This window comes from Pseudomonas sp. TWI628 (genome assembly GCF_039673865.1).
Lineage (GTDB): Bacteria > Pseudomonadota > Gammaproteobacteria > Pseudomonadales > Pseudomonadaceae > Aquipseudomonas.
The window spans coordinates 70,870-86,954 of the sequence record NZ_JBDJMM010000025.1; the positions used below are offsets into that span (position 1 = coordinate 70,870).

Annotated in this window: 17 protein-coding genes; 7 read left to right on the plus strand and 10 right to left on the minus strand. The window is 65.5% G+C overall.

All coding sequences use genetic code 11. The annotated features are described in order from the left end of the window. Positions 1 to 6: 6 nt before the first annotated feature. Positions 7 to 1,167 (minus strand): MFS transporter, encoded by a 1,161-nt coding sequence (locus ABE528_RS19680; RefSeq protein ID WP_346653845.1) that lies wholly within the window; start codon positions 1,165 to 1,167, stop codon positions 7 to 9. 117 nt (positions 1,168 to 1,284) lie between these two features. On the opposite strand from ABE528_RS19680, the gene ABE528_RS19685 reads away from it, so the two are divergent. Further along, the gene (locus tag ABE528_RS19685) at positions 1,285 to 2,682 is read left to right on the plus strand and encodes a PLP-dependent aminotransferase family protein (RefSeq protein ID WP_346653846.1); all 1,398 of its coding nucleotides are present in this window, start codon (positions 1,285 to 1,287) and stop codon (positions 2,680 to 2,682) included. Between the two features lie 117 nt (positions 2,683 to 2,799). Further along, complete coding sequence (locus tag ABE528_RS19690; RefSeq protein ID WP_346653847.1) at positions 2,800 to 4,737, plus strand: methyl-accepting chemotaxis protein; 1,938 nt, start codon at positions 2,800 to 2,802, stop codon at positions 4,735 to 4,737. Between the two features lie 63 nt (positions 4,738 to 4,800). Here the strand turns inward: ABE528_RS19690 and ABE528_RS19695 are convergent, their stop codons facing one another. Beyond that, a complete protein-coding gene (locus ABE528_RS19695; RefSeq protein WP_346653848.1) occupies positions 4,801 to 5,991 on the minus strand; it encodes a benzoate/H(+) symporter BenE family transporter in 1,191 nt (396 codons plus the stop codon). A 146-nt stretch (positions 5,992 to 6,137) separates the two neighbouring features. Here ABE528_RS19695 and ABE528_RS19700 point away from each other — a divergent pair, with 146 nt between their 5' ends. Next, entirely contained in the window at positions 6,138 to 6,740 is a 603-nt protein-coding gene (locus ABE528_RS19700) for a glutathione S-transferase family protein (protein ID WP_152959342.1), read from the plus strand. Positions 6,741 to 6,797: 57 nt separating this feature from the next. On the opposite strand, the gene ABE528_RS19705 is transcribed toward ABE528_RS19700, so the two are convergent. The 5 genes from ABE528_RS19705 to ABE528_RS19725 all read right to left on the minus strand — a co-directional run bounded on the left by ABE528_RS19705 (position 6,798) and on the right by ABE528_RS19725 (position 9,457). Continuing rightward, positions 6,798 to 7,163 carry a glutathione S-transferase N-terminal domain-containing protein gene (locus ABE528_RS19705; RefSeq protein ID WP_152959341.1) on the minus strand — a complete coding sequence of 122 codons (366 nt, stop codon included), beginning with the start codon at positions 7,161 to 7,163 and terminating at the stop codon, positions 6,798 to 6,800. A gap of 58 nt (positions 7,164 to 7,221) precedes the next feature. Then, positions 7,222 to 7,767, minus strand: coding sequence for a GTP cyclohydrolase I FolE (gene folE, locus ABE528_RS19710; protein ID WP_103449647.1), 546 nt, complete (start codon positions 7,765 to 7,767; stop codon positions 7,222 to 7,224). A 70-nt stretch (positions 7,768 to 7,837) separates the two neighbouring features. Continuing rightward, positions 7,838 to 8,398, minus strand: a complete 561-nt coding sequence (locus tag ABE528_RS19715) for a Smr/MutS family protein (protein WP_152959340.1) — start codon at positions 8,396 to 8,398, stop codon at positions 7,838 to 7,840. 59 nt (positions 8,399 to 8,457) lie between these two features. Further along, positions 8,458 to 8,778 carry a hypothetical protein gene (locus tag ABE528_RS19720; RefSeq protein ID WP_152959339.1) on the minus strand — a complete coding sequence of 107 codons (321 nt, stop codon included), beginning with the start codon at positions 8,776 to 8,778 and terminating at the stop codon, positions 8,458 to 8,460. 88 nt (positions 8,779 to 8,866) lie between these two features. Continuing rightward, positions 8,867 to 9,457, minus strand: coding sequence for a cysteine hydrolase family protein (locus ABE528_RS19725; RefSeq protein WP_085675474.1), 591 nt, complete (start codon positions 9,455 to 9,457; stop codon positions 8,867 to 8,869). Positions 9,458 to 9,637: 180 nt separating this feature from the next. Between ABE528_RS19725 and prmB the strand changes: the two genes are divergently transcribed. Then, the gene (prmB, locus tag ABE528_RS19730) at positions 9,638 to 10,546 is read left to right on the plus strand and encodes a 50S ribosomal protein L3 N(5)-glutamine methyltransferase (protein ID WP_346653849.1); all 909 of its coding nucleotides are present in this window, start codon (positions 9,638 to 9,640) and stop codon (positions 10,544 to 10,546) included. Positions 10,547 to 10,583: 37 nt separating this feature from the next. Here prmB and ABE528_RS19735 read toward each other — a convergent pair whose 3' ends face one another. Further along, the gene (locus ABE528_RS19735; RefSeq protein ID WP_152959338.1) at positions 10,584 to 11,372 is read right to left on the minus strand and encodes a hypothetical protein; all 789 of its coding nucleotides are present in this window, start codon (positions 11,370 to 11,372) and stop codon (positions 10,584 to 10,586) included. A gap of 102 nt (positions 11,373 to 11,474) precedes the next feature. After that, positions 11,475 to 12,437, minus strand: coding sequence for an alpha/beta fold hydrolase (locus ABE528_RS19740; RefSeq protein ID WP_152959337.1), 963 nt, complete (start codon positions 12,435 to 12,437; stop codon positions 11,475 to 11,477). 142 nt (positions 12,438 to 12,579) lie between these two features. Between ABE528_RS19740 and aroC the strand changes: the two genes are divergently transcribed. The 3 genes from aroC to ABE528_RS19755 all read left to right on the plus strand — a co-directional run bounded on the left by aroC (position 12,580) and on the right by ABE528_RS19755 (position 15,492). After that, entirely contained in the window at positions 12,580 to 13,671 is a 1,092-nt protein-coding gene (gene aroC, locus ABE528_RS19745; RefSeq protein ID WP_346653850.1) for a chorismate synthase, read from the plus strand. A gap of 130 nt (positions 13,672 to 13,801) precedes the next feature. Continuing rightward, positions 13,802 to 14,959 carry an MFS transporter gene (locus tag ABE528_RS19750; protein WP_346653851.1) on the plus strand — a complete coding sequence of 386 codons (1,158 nt, stop codon included), beginning with the start codon at positions 13,802 to 13,804 and terminating at the stop codon, positions 14,957 to 14,959. Next, positions 14,956 to 15,492: an oxidase gene (locus ABE528_RS19755; protein ID WP_152959334.1), complete on the plus strand. Its 537-nt coding sequence runs from the start codon at positions 14,956 to 14,958 to the stop codon at positions 15,490 to 15,492. The genes ABE528_RS19750 and ABE528_RS19755 overlap by 4 nt, the downstream gene beginning before the upstream one ends. A gap of 124 nt (positions 15,493 to 15,616) precedes the next feature. On the opposite strand, the gene ABE528_RS19760 is transcribed toward ABE528_RS19755, so the two are convergent. After that, positions 15,617 to 15,889, minus strand: a complete 273-nt coding sequence (locus ABE528_RS19760; RefSeq protein WP_027596016.1) for a DUF3509 domain-containing protein — start codon at positions 15,887 to 15,889, stop codon at positions 15,617 to 15,619. Positions 15,890 to 16,085: the final 196 nt, after the last annotated feature.

Consider the following 16,085-nt stretch of genomic DNA (forward strand, 5'->3'; position numbering starts at 1 on the left):
GAAGCTTTACCGGTTGATTGCCTGATGCCCGCTTTGCCTTGCGCCTTGTAACGAACCGGCAACCGCCATGCACCCCACCAGCAAGACCCCGCCAAACCCCTGCAAGGCCACACCCGAGCCCAGGCGGTCGCTCAGTATGCCGGTCAGGATCACCGGCACGCTGAAGCCCAGGTAGGCCAGCAGGAAGAACCCTGCGCTGGCGCGGGTCTTCTCGGCCCCGGCCAACTCGTTCACTGCCGCCAGCCCGCCGAGGTAGATGAACCCATAGCAGGCGCTGCTGGCCGCCACCGTGCCGGCCAGTACGGCCCAGAGGTGGCCATTGTGCGCGCCCCAGGCCAGCAAGGCATAGCTGCACGGCAGGATCGCCATGCCCAGCAGGGTGGCCGAGCGGCTGGACATGCGCCGGGCCAGCGGCTGGAACAGCAGGCCGCAGCTGATTACGCAGAACGTCGAAAACCCCGACCAGTCGCTCAGGCCATGCTGGCGCAGGATGCCGGGCAGCAGGGCGATCACCAGCCCGACGCAGGCCCAGGCCAGCAGAATGGCCAGGCCATACACCACGCTGCCGCGCGGGTAGCAGGGCAGGCGCAGCATGGCACTGCGCTGTGCCGGTCGCGGGTCGGGCAAGCGCCACACCAGCAGCAGCGCCACTGCGCCTAGCAGCAATTGCAAGTGGAAGCTGCCGGGCGTCAGGCTCGGGCCGCCCAGCAGGAACAGGCTGGTCAGTGCAGCGCCGAGGCCAAAGCCCAGTGAGGTGCTGGCGGTGACCCAGTTGGCGGCGCGGGCGCTGCTGCTGGCGCCCATCAGTTCCGCCATGTAGGCGGTTGCCGTGGCCGAGGCCAGGCCGGTGCCCAGGCCCAGGAAGAAGCGCGCCACGCCCAGCGTCTGCAGGCTCGGTGCGAACAGCATGAGCAAGGTGGCAACCATCGACAGTGCGAGCGCGGCGAGGATCAGTGGCCGTCGCCCGACCCGGTCGGCCAGCCCGCCCAGGGCCAGCAACACCGGCAGCACGCCCAGTACGTAGCCGGAGAAGGCCACTGCTGTGGCGGCGGCGCCTTGGCCGGAGAGATCGGCGTAGGTGATGTAGAGCGGAGCCTGCAGGTTGACTGCCAGGGTGATCAGGCACAGGGCGAAGGCCAGCAGGGCGGGGGAGTGGCGCGGGGGCATGGGATGGTCCTGGTTCTCGGTGCAGCAGACATTGCCCTGGGCCCAAGCATCCAACAAGGCACACCCAAGCCGCATTTATGCTTAACTGTTCGCTCAAAACAACCAAACACTTAGCCCATGCACTTCACCCTCGACCGCCAAAGCCCCACTGCGCTGGTGCAGCAACTCACCGACCACCTGCAAGCCTGGATCGAACAGCAGCGCCTGCGCCCCGGTGCCCGCCTGCCGTCGATCCGTACCCTGGCCCGCAGCCAGTCGGTCAGTGCTTCCTGCGTGATCGAGGCCTACGATCGCCTGGTCGCCAGCGGTTGGCTGGAAGCGCGACACGGCACTGGCTTTTTCGTTGCCGAGCGCAAAGCCGCCCTCGAAGCCGACAATCCGCCGGTGTGGGGTGAGGCGGGCGATGGCAGCTGGCGACAGTTCCGCGAAGGCCATGACGAACTGCTCAAGCTCGGTTGCGGCTGGCTGCCGAACAGCTGGCGCGCAGACGTCGAACTGGCCCAGGCGATCCGCCAGGTCAGCCGCGGCAACCCCCAGGACCTGTTCGACTACTGCCCGCCGCTAGGCCTGGCCAGCCTGCGCCAGCACTTGCACAAGCGCCTGGCGCGGCTGGACATCGCTGCCGGCCCCGAGCGCATCCTCACCACCCAGGGTGCCAGCCATGGCCTCGACCTGCTGGTGCGTACCTTGTTGCGCCCCGGCGATACCGTGCTGGTGGAAAACCCTGGTTACTACAACCTCTACAACCTGCTGCGCCAGCATCAGGTGCACATGCTGCCGGTGCCGCGCACAGCGGCCGGCCCTGACCTGGCGGTGCTCGAACGCCTGCTGGCCGAGCACCGCCCGCGCTGCCTGTTCACCAACAGCCTGTACCACAACCCCACCGGCACCAGCCTTGCGCCCAAGGTTGCCTATCGCTTGCTGGAGCTGGCTCGCGAGCATGACCTGCGCATCATCGAGGACGATATCTACGCCGACTACCAGGAAGGCCCGGCCACCCGCCTGGCCACCCTCGACAGCGAGCAGCGGGTGATCTACCTGGCCAGCTTCTCCAAGACCCTGAGCAGTTCGTTGCGGGTCGGCTACCTGGTGGCCGACGCCCCCCTGCTGGCGCGCCTGGCCGAGCTAAAGATGGTCAGCGGCATCGGCACTTCACGCTTCGCCGAGCAGGTGGTCGGCCAGATGCTGGCCAACGGTAGCTACCGCAAAAGCGTCCAGCGCCTGCGGGTGCGCCTGGGGCAACACATGGCCAAGTTGCTCGGCCAACTGGAACAGTATGGCTGGCAGGTGTTCTGCGAACCGTATGGCGGCATGTTCGTCTGGGCGCGGGTACCCGGGCGTGACTTCGCCAGCCTAGAGCGCCTGGGGCTGGAGCATGCGGTGTTGCTCACCCCGGGCAGCGCCTTCGACTACCAGGGCGCCAGCAGCGACTGGCTGCGCATCAATGTCGCCTACGGGCAGGACACCCGCGCCCAAGGCTTCCTTCAGCATGCAGGGCGACCTTCAGCTAGCTGATCGCGACACGCTCATAGCTATTTGACACCATTTTGCCGCCAACCTCTTGTTTGCAGGGCAACAAGGTTGCCACGCTTGGCCCTTGGCAAAACCTTGCACGGTGAAGGGGAATCGGTGATGGCGACGAGCAGGCACGGTGTTCTGGCCAACCTGGGCATGGCCCGCAAACTGGGCCTGGGTTTTGCCCTGGTGTTGCTGCTGACCGTCGCGGTGGCGGCCATCGGCATCGCGGCGCTGCACAGCGTTGGCCAGCGCTTCGACGGCTTGCGCCAGCTGGGCCAGATCAATACCGACCTGCTGCGGCTGCGCCAGCACGAGCAGGCCTTTGCCCTGCGCTCCGACATCAAGGAGGCCGAGGCCTTGCGCAGCGGCCTGCACAACCTTGCCGAGCGCGCCCGCAGCCTGCCAGCGCTGGCTGCGGCCGAGGCAGACCTCTCGGCTTACGGCGAGGCCTTCGAAGCCTTCGTCGAAGCGGTGCAGGCCAAGGAGCTGGCGCTGGACATGGCCAGTTGGTCGGTGTCCAGCGTGGCCAACAACCTCGATGTGTTGCAGTCCGGCCTGGCTGACGATGCCACCTACACCCTCAAGCAGTCCCAGGGCCAGCAAGGTGGCGAGTTCCTCGAACAGGCCGGGCAGGTGGCACAGGTGTCGCGGCTGATGCTGCAGGCCATGGATGAAGCGCGGGTACGCCTGGACAAGAGCCGCAAGGGCGAGGAGGGGGAGCAAGGCCGCATCGCCCAGACGGTCGAGGCGGCGCAACTGGTCGAACAGCTCAAGGCTGCTGTCGCTGATGCGGGTTACCAGAGTGTCCTCGGCGAGGTGGCCGGGCACATTGCCAGCTTCTCCGACAAGCTCAATGAATACACCGACCTGCTGGGCAAGGAGCAAGGCATCAAGGCGCAGTTGCAGGCGCGTGCCGAGCAGGTCACGGGGCGGGTCGACCAGGCCTATGCCGCCGATCAGCAAGCCATGCAGGCTGAACTGGCGCGCAACAGCCTGGCCATTGCCTTGGCCACCGGGCTGGCGTTGCTGGTGGGCATCCTTGCTGCCTGGCTGATTACCCGCGCCGTGGTCGGCCCGCTCAAGCGCGTGATCGGCCGTGCCCAGCGCATTGCCGCAGGTGAGTTGAGCCTGGAGAGCGAGGCGGCGCGCAGTGATGAAGTCGGCCAGTTGATGCAAGCCATGCAGCAGATGGCCGCCGGGCTGTCTGGCGTGGTCAGTGGCCTGCAGCAAGGTATCGAGCAGCTGGCCGGCAGCGCCCAGGCGTTGTCGGCGGTGACCGAACAGACCAACCGCGAAGTTGGCAGCCAAAAGGAAGAGACCGAGCAGGTGGCCACCGCCATGCAGCAGATGACCGCCACCGTGCACGACGTGGCGCGCAATGCCGAAGAAGCCGCACAGGCGGCGCAGGCCGCCGACGACAAGGTTGACGCCGGCCAGCGCGTGGTGCGCGAGAGCATGCAGCGCATCGAACAATTGGCCACGGCAGCGGACACCGCCAGCGCCGGCATCGACAGCCTGAGTGCCGAGATCCACACCATTGGTGATGTGCTGGAGGTGATCAAGAGCGTGGCCGAGCAGACCAACCTGCTGGCGCTCAACGCGGCCATCGAAGCGGCCCGGGCGGGTGAGCAGGGGCGTGGTTTTGCGGTGGTGGCCGACGAGGTGCGGGCGCTGGCCCGGCGCACCCGGCAGTCGACCGAGGAAATCGAACGTCTGGTGGCCAGCCTGCGCGGCAATGCCCAGCAGTCGGTGGCGCAGATCCGCGGCAGTACCGAGCTGGTGCGCCTGGCCGTGGCCGATGCGCTGCAGACCGAAAGTGCGCTGGGCAGTATTGCGGTGGCGGTGTCGTTGATTCAGCAGATGAACCAGCAGATTGCGGCGGCGGCCGAGCAGCAGAGTTCAGTGGCCGAAGAGATCAGCCGCAGCGTGACGCAGATCCGCGGCAGCGCCGACCAGGCGGCGCTGGCGATGCAGGACAATGCCCGCTCCAGTATCGAATTGGCGCAGCTGGGCAATGACCTCAAAGGCATGGTCGGCCACTTCAGGCTGTGATCGCCTGTGCTGGCCTCTTCGCGGGTAAACCCGCGAAGAGGCCAGCACAGGCAGCATAAACCTTCAGACCTTGCGCGGATTGAGGATCAGCAAGGTCAACACCCCCGCCACAATCCCCCAGAACGCCGAACCAATCGAGAACAGCGTCAACCCCGAAGCCGTCACCATGAAGGTAATCAGCGCCGCCTCCCGCTCCCGTGCCTCGCTCATGGCCACGGTCAACCCGTTCATGATCGAGCCGAACAGCGCCAACGCCGCAATCGACAGCACCAGCTCCTTCGGCAGCGCCGCGAACAGTGCCGCCAGGGTGGCGCCGAACGTACCGGCAATGCCATAGAAGATCCCGCACCACACCGCCGCGGTATAGCGTTTGCTCGGGTCTTCATGGGCATGCGGCCCGGTGCAGATCGCCGCGCTGATCGCCGCCAGGTTGACCCCGTGCGAGCCGAACGGTGCCAGCAGCAGCGAAGCCAGGCCCGTCGTTGAGATCAGCGGCGAGGCGGGCACCTGGTAGCCGTCGGCGCGCAGCACGGCCACGCCAGGCATGTTCTGCGAAGTCATGGCCACCACGAACAGCGGAATGCCGATACTGATGGTCGCAGCCAGCGAGAAGCTTGGCGTGGTCCACACAGGGGTGGCCACCTCCAGCTTGAAACCGCTGAAGTCCAGCAGGCCGAGGGCGCCGGACAACGCCGTGCCCACCAGCAAGGCGGCCAGCACGCAGTAGCGCGGCGACAGGCGCTTGACCAGCAGGTAGCTGAAGAACATGCCCAGTACCAGCAAAGTGCGGTGCTGGGCGGCAACGAAGATTTCGCTGCCGATCTTGAACAGGATCCCGGCCAGCAAGGCCGAGGCCAGCGACGCCGGAATGCGCTTGACCAGGCGCTCGAAGCTGCCGGTCAGGCCGCAGATCAGCACCAGCACCGCACAGGTGATGTAGGCACCGATGGCCTCGCCGTAACTGACCCCGCCCAGGCTGGTGATCAGCAGCGCCGCACCGGGGGTCGACCAGGCCACGGTGATGGGGGTGCGATAGCGCAGCGACAGGCCGATGCTGCACACCGCCATACCAATCGACAGCGCCCAGATCCACGAAGAAATCTGCGCGTTGGTCAGGCCGGCTGCCTGGCCGGCCTGGAACATCAGCACCAGTGAACTGGTGTAGCCGGTGAGCATGGCGATGAAGCCGGCGACCACCGCCGACGGGGAGGTGTCTGCCAGGGGCCGCAGGCGAGCGGAGGTGGCATCGGTCATTGGGTTGGGTCCTTGTCCATGTGTAAGCAGTTTTTTCAGACTAACGCGGGCCGGATTGATCCTTGCCATACAGCAGGCATTGCTTTTAGCCGTACAGTCGCCAACTATTGGGCAAGTTTTCGCAACTGCATGGGAGGGGACGGGCGATGTTCAAGGTGTATGGTGACTACCAGTCGGGCAACTGCTACAAGGTCAAGCTGATGCTCAGCCTGCTTGACCGCCCGTATGAGTGGCAGGCGGTGGATATCCTCAAGGGCGAGACCGAAACCCCTGAGTTTCTGGCCATGAACCCCAACGGCAAGGTGCCGGTGCTCAAGCTCGAGGACGGTACCTGCCTGTGGGAGTCGAACGCCATCCTCAACTACCTGGCCGACGGCAGCGAATTCCTGCCCAGCGAGCCGCGCCTGCGGACCCAGGTGTTGCAGTGGCAGTTCTTCGAGCAGTACAGCCATGAGCCGTACATTGCCGTGGCGCGCTTCATCCAGTTCTACCTGGGGCTGCCGGACGAGCGCGTGGAGGAATACCGCAAGCTGCACAAGGGCGGTTACAAGGCATTGAAGGTGATGGAGCGGCAGTTGCAGATGACGCCGTATCTGGTCGGCGACCAGTACTCGATCGCCGATGTGGCGCTGTATGCCTACACCCATGTGGCGCATCAGGGCGGGTTCGACCTGGCCGATTACCCGGCGGTGCGCGCCTGGCTTGAGCGGGTGGCCAGCCATCCGCGGCATGTGCCGATGGTCGACTGAGCTGGCACGCCCCTGTGGGAGCCGGCAAGCGCGGCTCCCACAAGGGGCGCGCAGGGCTTACGCGAAGCGCTTGTCCAGATAGGCAATGATGGCCTTGGATTCATACATCCAGGTCACCTTGCCCGCTTCTTCGATGCGCAGGCACGGCACTTTCACCCGGCCGCCACCTTCGAGCAGCGCCTGGCGATGCACGTCGTCGTTCTTGGCATCACGCAACGCTACCGGCACGTTCAGGCGGTGCAGGGTACGGCGGGTCTTCACGCAGAACGGGCAGGCATGGAACTGGTACAGCGCGAGGCCCTTGGCCTCCTGCTCGACATGTGCCTGGGCCGCCACATCACGCTTCTGCTTGGCCGGGCGGCTGATCCAGTCGCCGAACACGATGAGCTGGCCGAGGCCGACCCGCAGGGCTTTGACGATCATGGGCTACTCCTGAAATGAAAAAGCCGACCCCTGGGGGCCGGCTTGGGATATGCGCCGATCACTTGATCAGGCTGAGAAACTCGCTGCGAGTCGAGGCGTTTTCACGGAACTCACCCAGCATCACCGACGTGAGCATGGTCGAATTCTGCTTTTCCACGCCACGCATCATCATGCACATGTGCTTGGCTTCGATGACCACCGCCACGCCAGCGGCGCCGGTCACCTGCTGCACTGCCTCGGCGATCTGGCGGCTGAGGTTTTCCTGGATCTGCAGGCGGCGGGCGAACATGTCGACGATGCGCGCGACCTTCGACAGGCCCAGGACCTTGCCCTTGGGCAGGTAGGCGACGTGGGCCTTGCCGATGAAAGGCAGCATGTGGTGTTCGCACATCGAATACAGCTCGATGTCCCGGACCAGCACCATCTCGCTGTTGTCGGAGGTGAACAGCGCGCCGTTGGTGACTTCTTCCAGCGTCTGCTCGTAACCGCGGCAAAGGTACTTCATGGCCTTTGCAGCCCGCTTGGGCGTGTCGAGCAGGCCCTCACGGGAGACGTCCTCGCCAAGTTGGCTGAGGATCTCGGTGTAGTTCTGTTCCAGGGACATGTATCTACCTGTGGGTAAAAATCGCAAAAAGGAAGGTTACGGCGCCGCGCGCGGCGCTGCAAGCACGGCGTTACTCGTCGCGGCCTTCCATCATGGTTCGCTTGAGCATCACATACACCGCGCCAGTGCCGCCATGGCGGGCCTGGCACGAGGTGAAACCGAGCACTTGCGGGTGCTGGCGCAGCCAGGTGTTGACGTGGCTCTTGATCATCGGGCGCTTGCCGTCCAGGCGTGCGGCCTTGCCGTGGGTCACCCGTACACAGCGCACTTCGAGCTTGGTGGCTTCGGCGATGAAGGCCCACAGGGTTTCACGGGCCTTCTCCACGCTCATGCCATGCAGGTCGAGGCTGCCCTCGAAGGCGATCTGGCCGAGCTTGAGCTTGCGGATCTGGCTTTCCTGCACGCCGTCGCGGCGCCACATCAGCTCGTCTTCGGCACCCACGTCAATGACGAACTGGTCGGACAGGCCGTCGATCACCAGGGCCTGGTCACTGCGCACGGTAGCGGCCTGGCGCAGGCCGGCCAGCTGTTTGCGGTCGGTTTTCGGCTTGCCCACGTCAGCGCGGTCGTGCTTGATCGGCTTGACGCCGCGCACTTCGGCGCTGAACAGGGAAAAATCGTCGTCTTGCATGGTGCCTCCACGTGGGCGGCGTAGTTTACGCGATCAACCCTGTGGCGTCTGCATCGGCCTCAGTCGTGCTTTTTCATCAGGTGCGGCGACAGGTTCAGCTCGCGTCCGCGGCGCAGGCGGATACGGCTGCGCCGCCAGAAGCGCACGCCAAAGTACAGCAGCAGCAGCCCGGCCACGGCGAGGATGCTGGCCAGCGGGCGGTTGGCATTGAGTTCGGCCAGGGCGGTGTAGTTGCCGAGCAGCCCGGCGATGCCGGCCATGGCCAGCAGCACGCCGAACGTGGCGATCAGGGCCGACAGGCCGGCGGCAATGCGCGCACCCCAGTTACGCGGTTCACGCGGGCGCAGACGCTTGGCGTCGAAACTGCCTTTGAGCTTCATTCCAGTTTCCTCTGTGGACATCCGGAATTCGACCTGGGGCCGGCCCTTGGGTTCCGCCCGGCTGCCGGGCGGTCATCGCAACGTCAGCTCAGATCAGGCTGGCGGTAGGGGCGACACAGGCGAAGTTGTCGGCCATCACGGCCATCTCGCACGCGTGGATCTGCGCGGCGGGGATCACCTGGTCCTTCAGCGCCAGGTCGCGGGTTGCCGAGGCGTCTTCCACCAGGGTGCAACGATAACCATAGTCCTTGGCGCGGCGCACGGTGGTGCTGACGCTGGAGTGGCTCATGAAGCCGCAGACGATCAGGTCCAGGTGCCCCAGCGCCTGCAGGGTGTCGTGCAGCTTGGTGTTCTTGAAGGCGTTGGGCATGCGCTTTTCGATGACGATTTCACCTTCGCGCGGCTCCAGGCCCGGGATGAACTGGCCGGCCGGGCCTTGCGGGTCGAAGCGCCCGCCAACGGTACCGAGGTGGCGAACGTGGATGATCGGACGGCCGGCCTTGCGGGCGGCGTCGAGCAACCGGGCGATGTTGGCCACGGCCTCGTCCATGCCCGACAGTTGCAGAGGACCGCTCAGGTATTCCTTCTGCGCATCGATGATGATCAGGCTGGCTTGGCTCAGCTTGGCCGGCGGATAGTCGCGGCCAGTGAGGCGGAACATCGTGGTTGGAACGGACATCAAGGGCTCCTTGGGTAGGGCTTTTGTATACCTATTCTCCCTTGCCTTGGCGCCAATGGGAATGGTTGACATCGCAAGCGGCGTGTTTACTGGCCTGTGGCCTGTCGTCGGGGCATCGCGGGGAACAAATCTGCGGGTGGGGCTGTTAGACTTTTGTACGTTCTGAATTAGGAGTACCCCGTGATCACATCTCGTCTGCGCACGTTGCGCGACCATATCCGCTGGGCGGTCAGCCGCTTCCACGAGCACGATCTGTTCTTCGGCCACGGCGCCGACAATGCCTGGGACGAGGCCCGCCTGCTGGTGCTGGGCGCCGTGCACCTGCCATGGGAAATCGCCGACAGTTACCTGGACTGCCAACTGGAGGACGATGAGCGGGTACGCCTGCAACACCTGCTCAAGCGCCGCATCGAAGACCGCGTGCCGACCGCCTACCTGTTGGGCGAAGCCTGGTTCTGCGGCATGTCGTTCATCGTCGACGAGCGCGTGCTGGTGCCCCGTTCACCGATCGGCGAGCTGATCGAAAAGCGCTTCGAGCCGTGGCTGGCCCAGGAGCCGGCACGCATCCTCGACCTGTGCACTGGCTCCGGTTGCATCGGCATCGTGGCTGCCGAAGTCTTCCCCGAAGCTGAAGTGGTGCTGGCCGACCTGTCGTTCGACGCACTCGAAGTGGCCAACCAGAACATCGAGCGCCATGGCCTCGACGAGCGCGTGTTCACCGTGCAGGGTGACGGCTTCGCCGGCCTGCCGGGGCAGCGTTTCGACCTGATCCTGTCCAACCCGCCGTATGTCGACGCCGAGGACTTCGGCGACATGCCGGCCGAATATCACCACGAGCCGGAAATGGGCCTGGCCTGCGGCAACGACGGCCTGGACCTGGTGCGGCGGATGCTGGCCGAGGCGGGCGACCACCTGACCGAGAAAGGTTTGCTGATCGTTGAGGTTGGCAACAGCCAGGTGCATGTCGAGGCGCTGTACCCGGAAGTGGACTTCGCCTGGCTGGAATTCGAGCGTGGCGGGCATGGCGTGTTCATGCTGACTGCCGAGCAGTGCCGTCAGCACCAAGAGCTGTTCAAGGCTCGCGTCTGACGTTGGACTGCGGGGGCCGCACAGCGGCCCCGGATCCTTACCGGGTAGCGATCCAGATCAGCAACCCCGCCTGGAACACGGCAAACGCCACCAGGCAGGTGATGGTAAAGCGCAACCCGCTGTCCTCGCGCCGATACTTGGCCACCCGCTCATCGCGCTCGCGCAGTTGCCCCTCTTTTTCCAGCAACTGCTGCTCGGCCTGTTGCAGCATCCCCGCCGTATCGAGAATCCCCAACTGCTGCACCTTCTCGGTATTCCAGCCGCCCTTGAGCTGGCTCACCGTGGTGTCGAGGGTGCGACCCTTGAGGTGCTGCGGGTCGGCGTATTCCACTTCCATGCCGCTGGCGGTGATGAAACGGTCGCGGCGCAGGCGGGTGTCCTCGTTCAGCGCATCCTTGTTGGGTAGCGCCATGCCTTCGACCCGGTAGTTCGAACAGCGGCGCTGCAGCCACTGCACGGCCTGGCCGAGCATGAAGCGGCCGAGGCCACGGTTCAGCGGCTCCAGTTGCAGGCCGCTGTCGCTGCCCAGGGTCACCAGGCGCTCGGCGTGATCCACCCGCACATCCAGCTGGTTCTGCTCCTTGCGCACTTTCTGCCCGGGCAGGCGGATTTCCATGCGCAGCAGGCTGTGGGCCTTGTCATGGCGCTCGGCGTAGGCGAACTCGACGAAGCGCAATGGCCGTGCACCGCTGTTGCGGTCGGTGGGCAAGGGCGCCAGACGCAGCAGCTGGAAGTGTTCGACGGCAAGGTCGGCCCAGGGCAGGGCGGCAGGCTCCGGGGCCTGTGGCTCTTCGGCCGGTTCGACGGCGGCGGGGGCATCGGTCATCAAGGCATTTCCTCAGGTACGGGCGGGTGCTGATCGGGGCGCAAAGCGGCCTCAATCAGCACCGATACCGCGTTATCGGCAGGTTTTGCCGATGTTTGAGGGTCAGGCCGATGGCAACTGGTGAATGAAGCTGACCACCCGCTCACCGAGCTCCCGTGCCAGGGGCAATTCCGGGTTGAGGTAGCTGTCACGCTGCAGGTGCATGTCCTTGGGGCTGATGCGCAGCATGTGGTTCATGCCGTCGATCAGTACCAGTTGGGCATCCGGCTTGGCCGCCTTGAGGCGTTCGGCGTCGGTCACGTCGACCTGCACGTCGTTACGGCCTTGCACGATCAGCGCAGGCATCGGCAAGCGGGCAAAGGCCTGCGCTGGGTCCTGCTGGAGCAAGGTGATCAGGTAGGGCTGCACACTGGGGCGGAACACCTGGCGCAGCGGTGCCGGCACGTCCAGGCTGGTTTGCCCGGCCTGCAGGCGGTCGAGCAGGGCGCTGCCACCGGCCAGCTGCGCTGGCGACATGCGCTGGGCCAGTTGCTCGCGCAGCACGTCCGCCAGGGGCCGGCCCATGCCTGCCAGGGTGATCACTGCGCTGGCACCGGCACGCTCGGCGGCCAGGCTGGCGATCAGCGCCCCTTCGCTGTGGCCGACCAGGATCAACGGGCCGAAGCGTGGGTCGGCCTTGAGCTTGCGGCTCCAGGCCACCACGTCGTCGACGTAGCGTTGCACGCTGAGGTCGCGCTCATCGGGCGTGGCCGGCTGGCTGGCCGCCACCCCGCGCTTGTCGTAGCGCACGCTGGCGATGTGCTCGTTGGCCAGCACCAGGGCCAGGCGCTTGAGGTTGTCGACGCGCCCCGAGGCCGGGTTGTTGCCGTCGCGGTCGGTGGGGCCGGAGCCGGCGATGATCAGCACCACCGGCGGTGGCGTGGCCTGTTGCGGCAGCAGCAGGCTGCCGTGCAGCACGCCCTGGCCGGTGTCCAGGTCGATGGGGCGTTGCAGCACGGTCGGGGCAGCGGCCTGGGCCAGGCCGCTGCACAGCAGGAGGAAGAAGGCGACGAGGCGCGACATCATGCGGTACTACAGTGGGGAGATGACGGTTTGACCCAATGTTTGCGGGAAGGTTCGCAGGCAAGGCCCACGCCGCGCACAGACAGCCATTCCATCTGTATACTGCCCGCTTTCGTTCATCTCAGGCAGATTTCGCGGAGCGTCCATGTCCGGCAATACCTACGGCAAGCTGTTCACTGTCACCACCGCTGGCGAAAGCCATGGCCCGGCGTTGGTCGCCATTGTCGATGGTTGCCCACCTGGCCTGGAAATCTCCCTCGCCGACCTGCAGCACGACCTCGACCGGCGCAAGCCCGGCACCAGCCGGCACACCACCCAGCGCCAGGAAGCCGACGAAGTCGAGATCCTCTCCGGGGTGTTCGAAGGCCGCACCACCGGCTGCTCGATCGGCCTGCTGATCCGCAACACCGACCAGAAGTCCAAGCACTACTCGGCGATCAAGGACCTGTTCCGCCCGGCCCACGCCGACTACACCTACCACCACAAGTACGGCATCCGCGATTACCGTGGCGGCGGGCGCAGCTCGGCCCGGGAAACCGCCATGCGCGTGGCCGCCGGTGCCATCGCCAAGAAATACCTGGCCACCCAGGGCATCCAGGTACGTGGCTACATGAGCCAGCTGGGCCCGATCGAAATCCCGTTCAAGTGCTGGGATTCGGTGGAGGAAAACGCCTTCTTCAGCCCCGACCCGAGCAAGGTGCCGGAGCTCGAGGCCTACATGGACCAGCTGCGCCGTGACCAGGACTCGGTCGGGGCGAAGATCACCGTGGTGGCCGAAGGCGTGATGCCAGGCCTGGGCGAGCCGATCTTCGACCGCCTCGACGCCGAGCTGGCCCACGCGCTGATGAGCATCAACGCGGTCAAGGGTGTGGAAATCGGCGCCGGTTTCGCCAGCGTTGCCCAGCGTGGCACCGAGCACCGTGACGAACTGACCCCGCAAGGTTTCCTCAGCAACAATGCCGGCGGCATCCTCGGTGGCATCAGCTCTGGCCAGCCGATCGTCGCCCACCTGGCGCTGAAGCCGACCTCCAGCATCACCACCCCGGGCCGTTCGATTGACGTCGATGGCAACCCGGTCGACGTCATCACCAAGGGCCGCCACGACCCGTGCGTAGGCATCCGCGCCACGCCGATCGCCGAAGCGATGATGGCCATCGTGCTGATGGACCACCTGCTGCGCCACCGTGCGCAGAATGCCGATGTGAAGGTCAACACCCCGGTGCTGGGCCAGCTCTGATTTAGCCAGGCCCGCCCCATTCGCGGGTAAACCCGCTCCCACAGGGATCGCACAATTTTGGACATTGTGCTGATCCTGTGGCGGGTTTACCCGCGAAGAGGCCGGTACAGGCTCACACAAGGCCCATTCGATGCCCCCGATCCCCTACTGGCGCCTGTCCAGCTTCTACTTGTTCTACTTCGCCCTGCTGGGCTCCACCGCCCCGTTCCTGGCCTTGTACTTCGATCACCTGGGTTTCTCCCCGGCCCGCATCGGCGAGCTGGTGGCCATCCCCATGCTGATGCGCTGCATCGCCCCCAACCTGTGGGGCTGGCTCGGTGACCGCAGCGGCCAGCGCCTGTTGATCGTACGCCTGGGCGCCTTGTCGACCCTGGCCACCTTCTCGCTGATCTTCTTGGGCAAGAGTTACGCCTGGCTGGCGCTGGTGATGGCGCTGCACGCGTTCTTCTGGCACGCAGTGCTGCCGCAGTTCGAAGTCATCACCCTGGCTCACCTGCACGGGCAGACCTCGCGCTACAGCCAGGTGCGCCTGTGGGGCTCGATCGGCTTCATCCTCACCGTGGTCGGCCTGGGGCGGCTGTTCGAATGGCTGAGCCTGGACATCTACCCGGTGGCCCTGGTGACCATCATGGCCGGCATCGTCGTCGCTAGCCTGTGGGTGCCCAACGCCCAGCCGGTGGAGCAGGGTGAGCGCCGCGAGGCGGGCGGCTTCCTGCGCCAACTGACGGCGCCGGGGGTGATCGCCTTCTATATTTGCGTGGCGCTGATGCAGCTCAGCCACGGCCCGTACTACACCTTCCTCACCCTGCACCTCGAACACCTGGGCTACAGCCGCGGGGCCATCGGTTTGCTGTGGGCGCTGGGGGTGGTGGCCGAGGTGCTGATGTTCATGGTCATGAGCCGCCTGTTTGCCCGTTTCAGCGTGCAGCGGGTACTGCTGGCCAGCTTCCTGCTGGCAGCGCTGCGCTGGCTGCTGCTGGGCAACCTGGCGGCTGAGCCGGCGGTGCTGATCTTCGCCCAGTTGCTACACGCGGCCACCTTCGGTTGCTTCCACGCCGCGTCGATCGCCTTCGTCCAGGCCAGTTTCGGTGCCCGCCAGCAAGGCCAGGGCCAGGCGCTGTACGCGGCGCTGTCGGGTACTGGCGGTGCGCTGGGCGCCTTGTATTCGGGCTACAGCTGGAAACTGCTGGGGCCGTCCTTCACCTTTGGTATGGCCAGTGCCGCAGCGCTGGCGGCAGCCGTTATCATTGCCACTCGTTCGAAATCGACCAGGACCAGCAGCCGATGAGCATCCTCTGTGTTTTCCACCCGTCCAGCCCGGACTTGCCGAACAAGGTGCTGACCCACCACGACGACATCGCCGCGACCCTGGCCGAGCAGGGCGTGCGCTTCAGCCACGGCCCGCTGGCGCTGCGTGTGCGCCCGGGCAGCAGCCAGGCTGAAGTGCTCGACGCCTGCCGTGGGCACCTCGACCAGTTGATGACGGCCCAGGGTAGCGCGGCGTTCACGCTGCTCAACCGTGATGGCCTCGACCCGACCCAGGTCGATGTGCGCGACGAGCATGTGCATGACAGCGACGAAGTGTTCGCCGTGGTGGCTGGCCGCGCGCAAGTCGGCCTGCGCCTGGGCGAGAACGTGTATGCGGTGTTGTGCGAGAAGGGTGACCAGCTGGTGGTGCCGGCGGGGACGCGGCGCTGGGTGGAGTTGGGGGACAATCCGTTCTGCCTGGCGTTGCGCCTGTTTGGCAGTGAGCAGGGCGTGGAGCCTCGGTTTACCGGCGATGTGACTGCTCGGGCGTTTCTTGGGATCGACGAGCTTTAGTGTCTGACCGGGCCCTATCGCGAGCTGCGCTCGCTCCTACAAAGGCACCCCGCCATCCCTATGGGCAATGCGATACCCCTGTAGGAGCGAGCAAAGCTCGCGATAGGGCCGGTACAGACAAACCTCAACGGTAAGTCGGCAACGCAAACCGCTGCTGACTCTGCAGCATGGAAATCACCGGCAGCTCACTGGCCTGCTCGGCCAGGTCACGGCGAATGGCACTGATCGCCCAGGACAGCTGCTCGGCGCTGTGCAACTGGCCGTAAGTCAGCACTCGGCGGGTCACCTTGCCGTCAGCGGCGCGCAGGGTCAGCAGCACGCCACCGTCAGGGCGGGGCTGGGTGGCGACCTGGTAGGCCGAAAACACCGAGACGAATTTTTCCTGGATAAGGTCCATATCAACTCCTGACTGTTGTGTGGGCAGACGTGAGTTGATCGTTGCAGTGACCGTGCCAGAACGGGAAGTCGGGGAAAGTCCAGTAAATACAGGGTGTTACGGAGGATTTTCAGAAGTGGCATCGTGCAGGCTGCATGGTCGTGCATTTTGCACAGTGCATTTTGCACGGTTCAGGCTTTGCCTATCAGCCTCATAG

What these genes read in the sequence shown, in the direction of transcription:
- ABE528_RS19680 (WP_346653845.1), bottom strand. Translation starts at nt 1,167, where the DNA reads ATGCCCCCGCGCCACTCCCCCGCCCTGCTGGCCTTCGCCCTGTGCCTG.
- ABE528_RS19685 (WP_346653846.1), top strand. Translation starts at nt 1,285, where the DNA reads ATGCACTTCACCCTCGACCGCCAAAGCCCCACTGCGCTGGTGCAGCAA.
- ABE528_RS19690 (WP_346653847.1), top strand. Translation starts at nt 2,800, where the DNA reads ATGGCGACGAGCAGGCACGGTGTTCTGGCCAACCTGGGCATGGCCCGC.
- ABE528_RS19695 (WP_346653848.1), bottom strand. Translation starts at nt 5,991, where the DNA reads ATGACCGATGCCACCTCCGCTCGCCTGCGGCCCCTGGCAGACACCTCC.
- ABE528_RS19700 (WP_152959342.1), top strand. Translation starts at nt 6,138, where the DNA reads ATGTTCAAGGTGTATGGTGACTACCAGTCGGGCAACTGCTACAAGGTC.
- ABE528_RS19705 (WP_152959341.1), bottom strand. Translation starts at nt 7,163, where the DNA reads ATGATCGTCAAAGCCCTGCGGGTCGGCCTCGGCCAGCTCATCGTGTTC.
- folE (WP_103449647.1), bottom strand. Translation starts at nt 7,767, where the DNA reads ATGTCCCTGGAACAGAACTACACCGAGATCCTCAGCCAACTTGGCGAG.
- ABE528_RS19715 (WP_152959340.1), bottom strand. Translation starts at nt 8,398, where the DNA reads ATGCAAGACGACGATTTTTCCCTGTTCAGCGCCGAAGTGCGCGGCGTC.
- ABE528_RS19720 (WP_152959339.1), bottom strand. Translation starts at nt 8,778, where the DNA reads ATGAAGCTCAAAGGCAGTTTCGACGCCAAGCGTCTGCGCCCGCGTGAA.
- ABE528_RS19725 (WP_085675474.1), bottom strand. Translation starts at nt 9,457, where the DNA reads ATGTCCGTTCCAACCACGATGTTCCGCCTCACTGGCCGCGACTATCCG.
- ABE528_RS19735 (WP_152959338.1), bottom strand. Translation starts at nt 11,372, where the DNA reads ATGACCGATGCCCCCGCCGCCGTCGAACCGGCCGAAGAGCCACAGGCC.
- ABE528_RS19740 (WP_152959337.1), bottom strand. Translation starts at nt 12,437, where the DNA reads ATGATGTCGCGCCTCGTCGCCTTCTTCCTCCTGCTGTGCAGCGGCCTG.
- aroC (WP_346653850.1), top strand. Translation starts at nt 12,580, where the DNA reads ATGTCCGGCAATACCTACGGCAAGCTGTTCACTGTCACCACCGCTGGC.
- ABE528_RS19750 (WP_346653851.1), top strand. Translation starts at nt 13,802, where the DNA reads ATGCCCCCGATCCCCTACTGGCGCCTGTCCAGCTTCTACTTGTTCTAC.
- ABE528_RS19755 (WP_152959334.1), top strand. Translation starts at nt 14,956, where the DNA reads ATGAGCATCCTCTGTGTTTTCCACCCGTCCAGCCCGGACTTGCCGAAC.
- ABE528_RS19760 (WP_027596016.1), bottom strand. Translation starts at nt 15,889, where the DNA reads ATGGACCTTATCCAGGAAAAATTCGTCTCGGTGTTTTCGGCCTACCAG.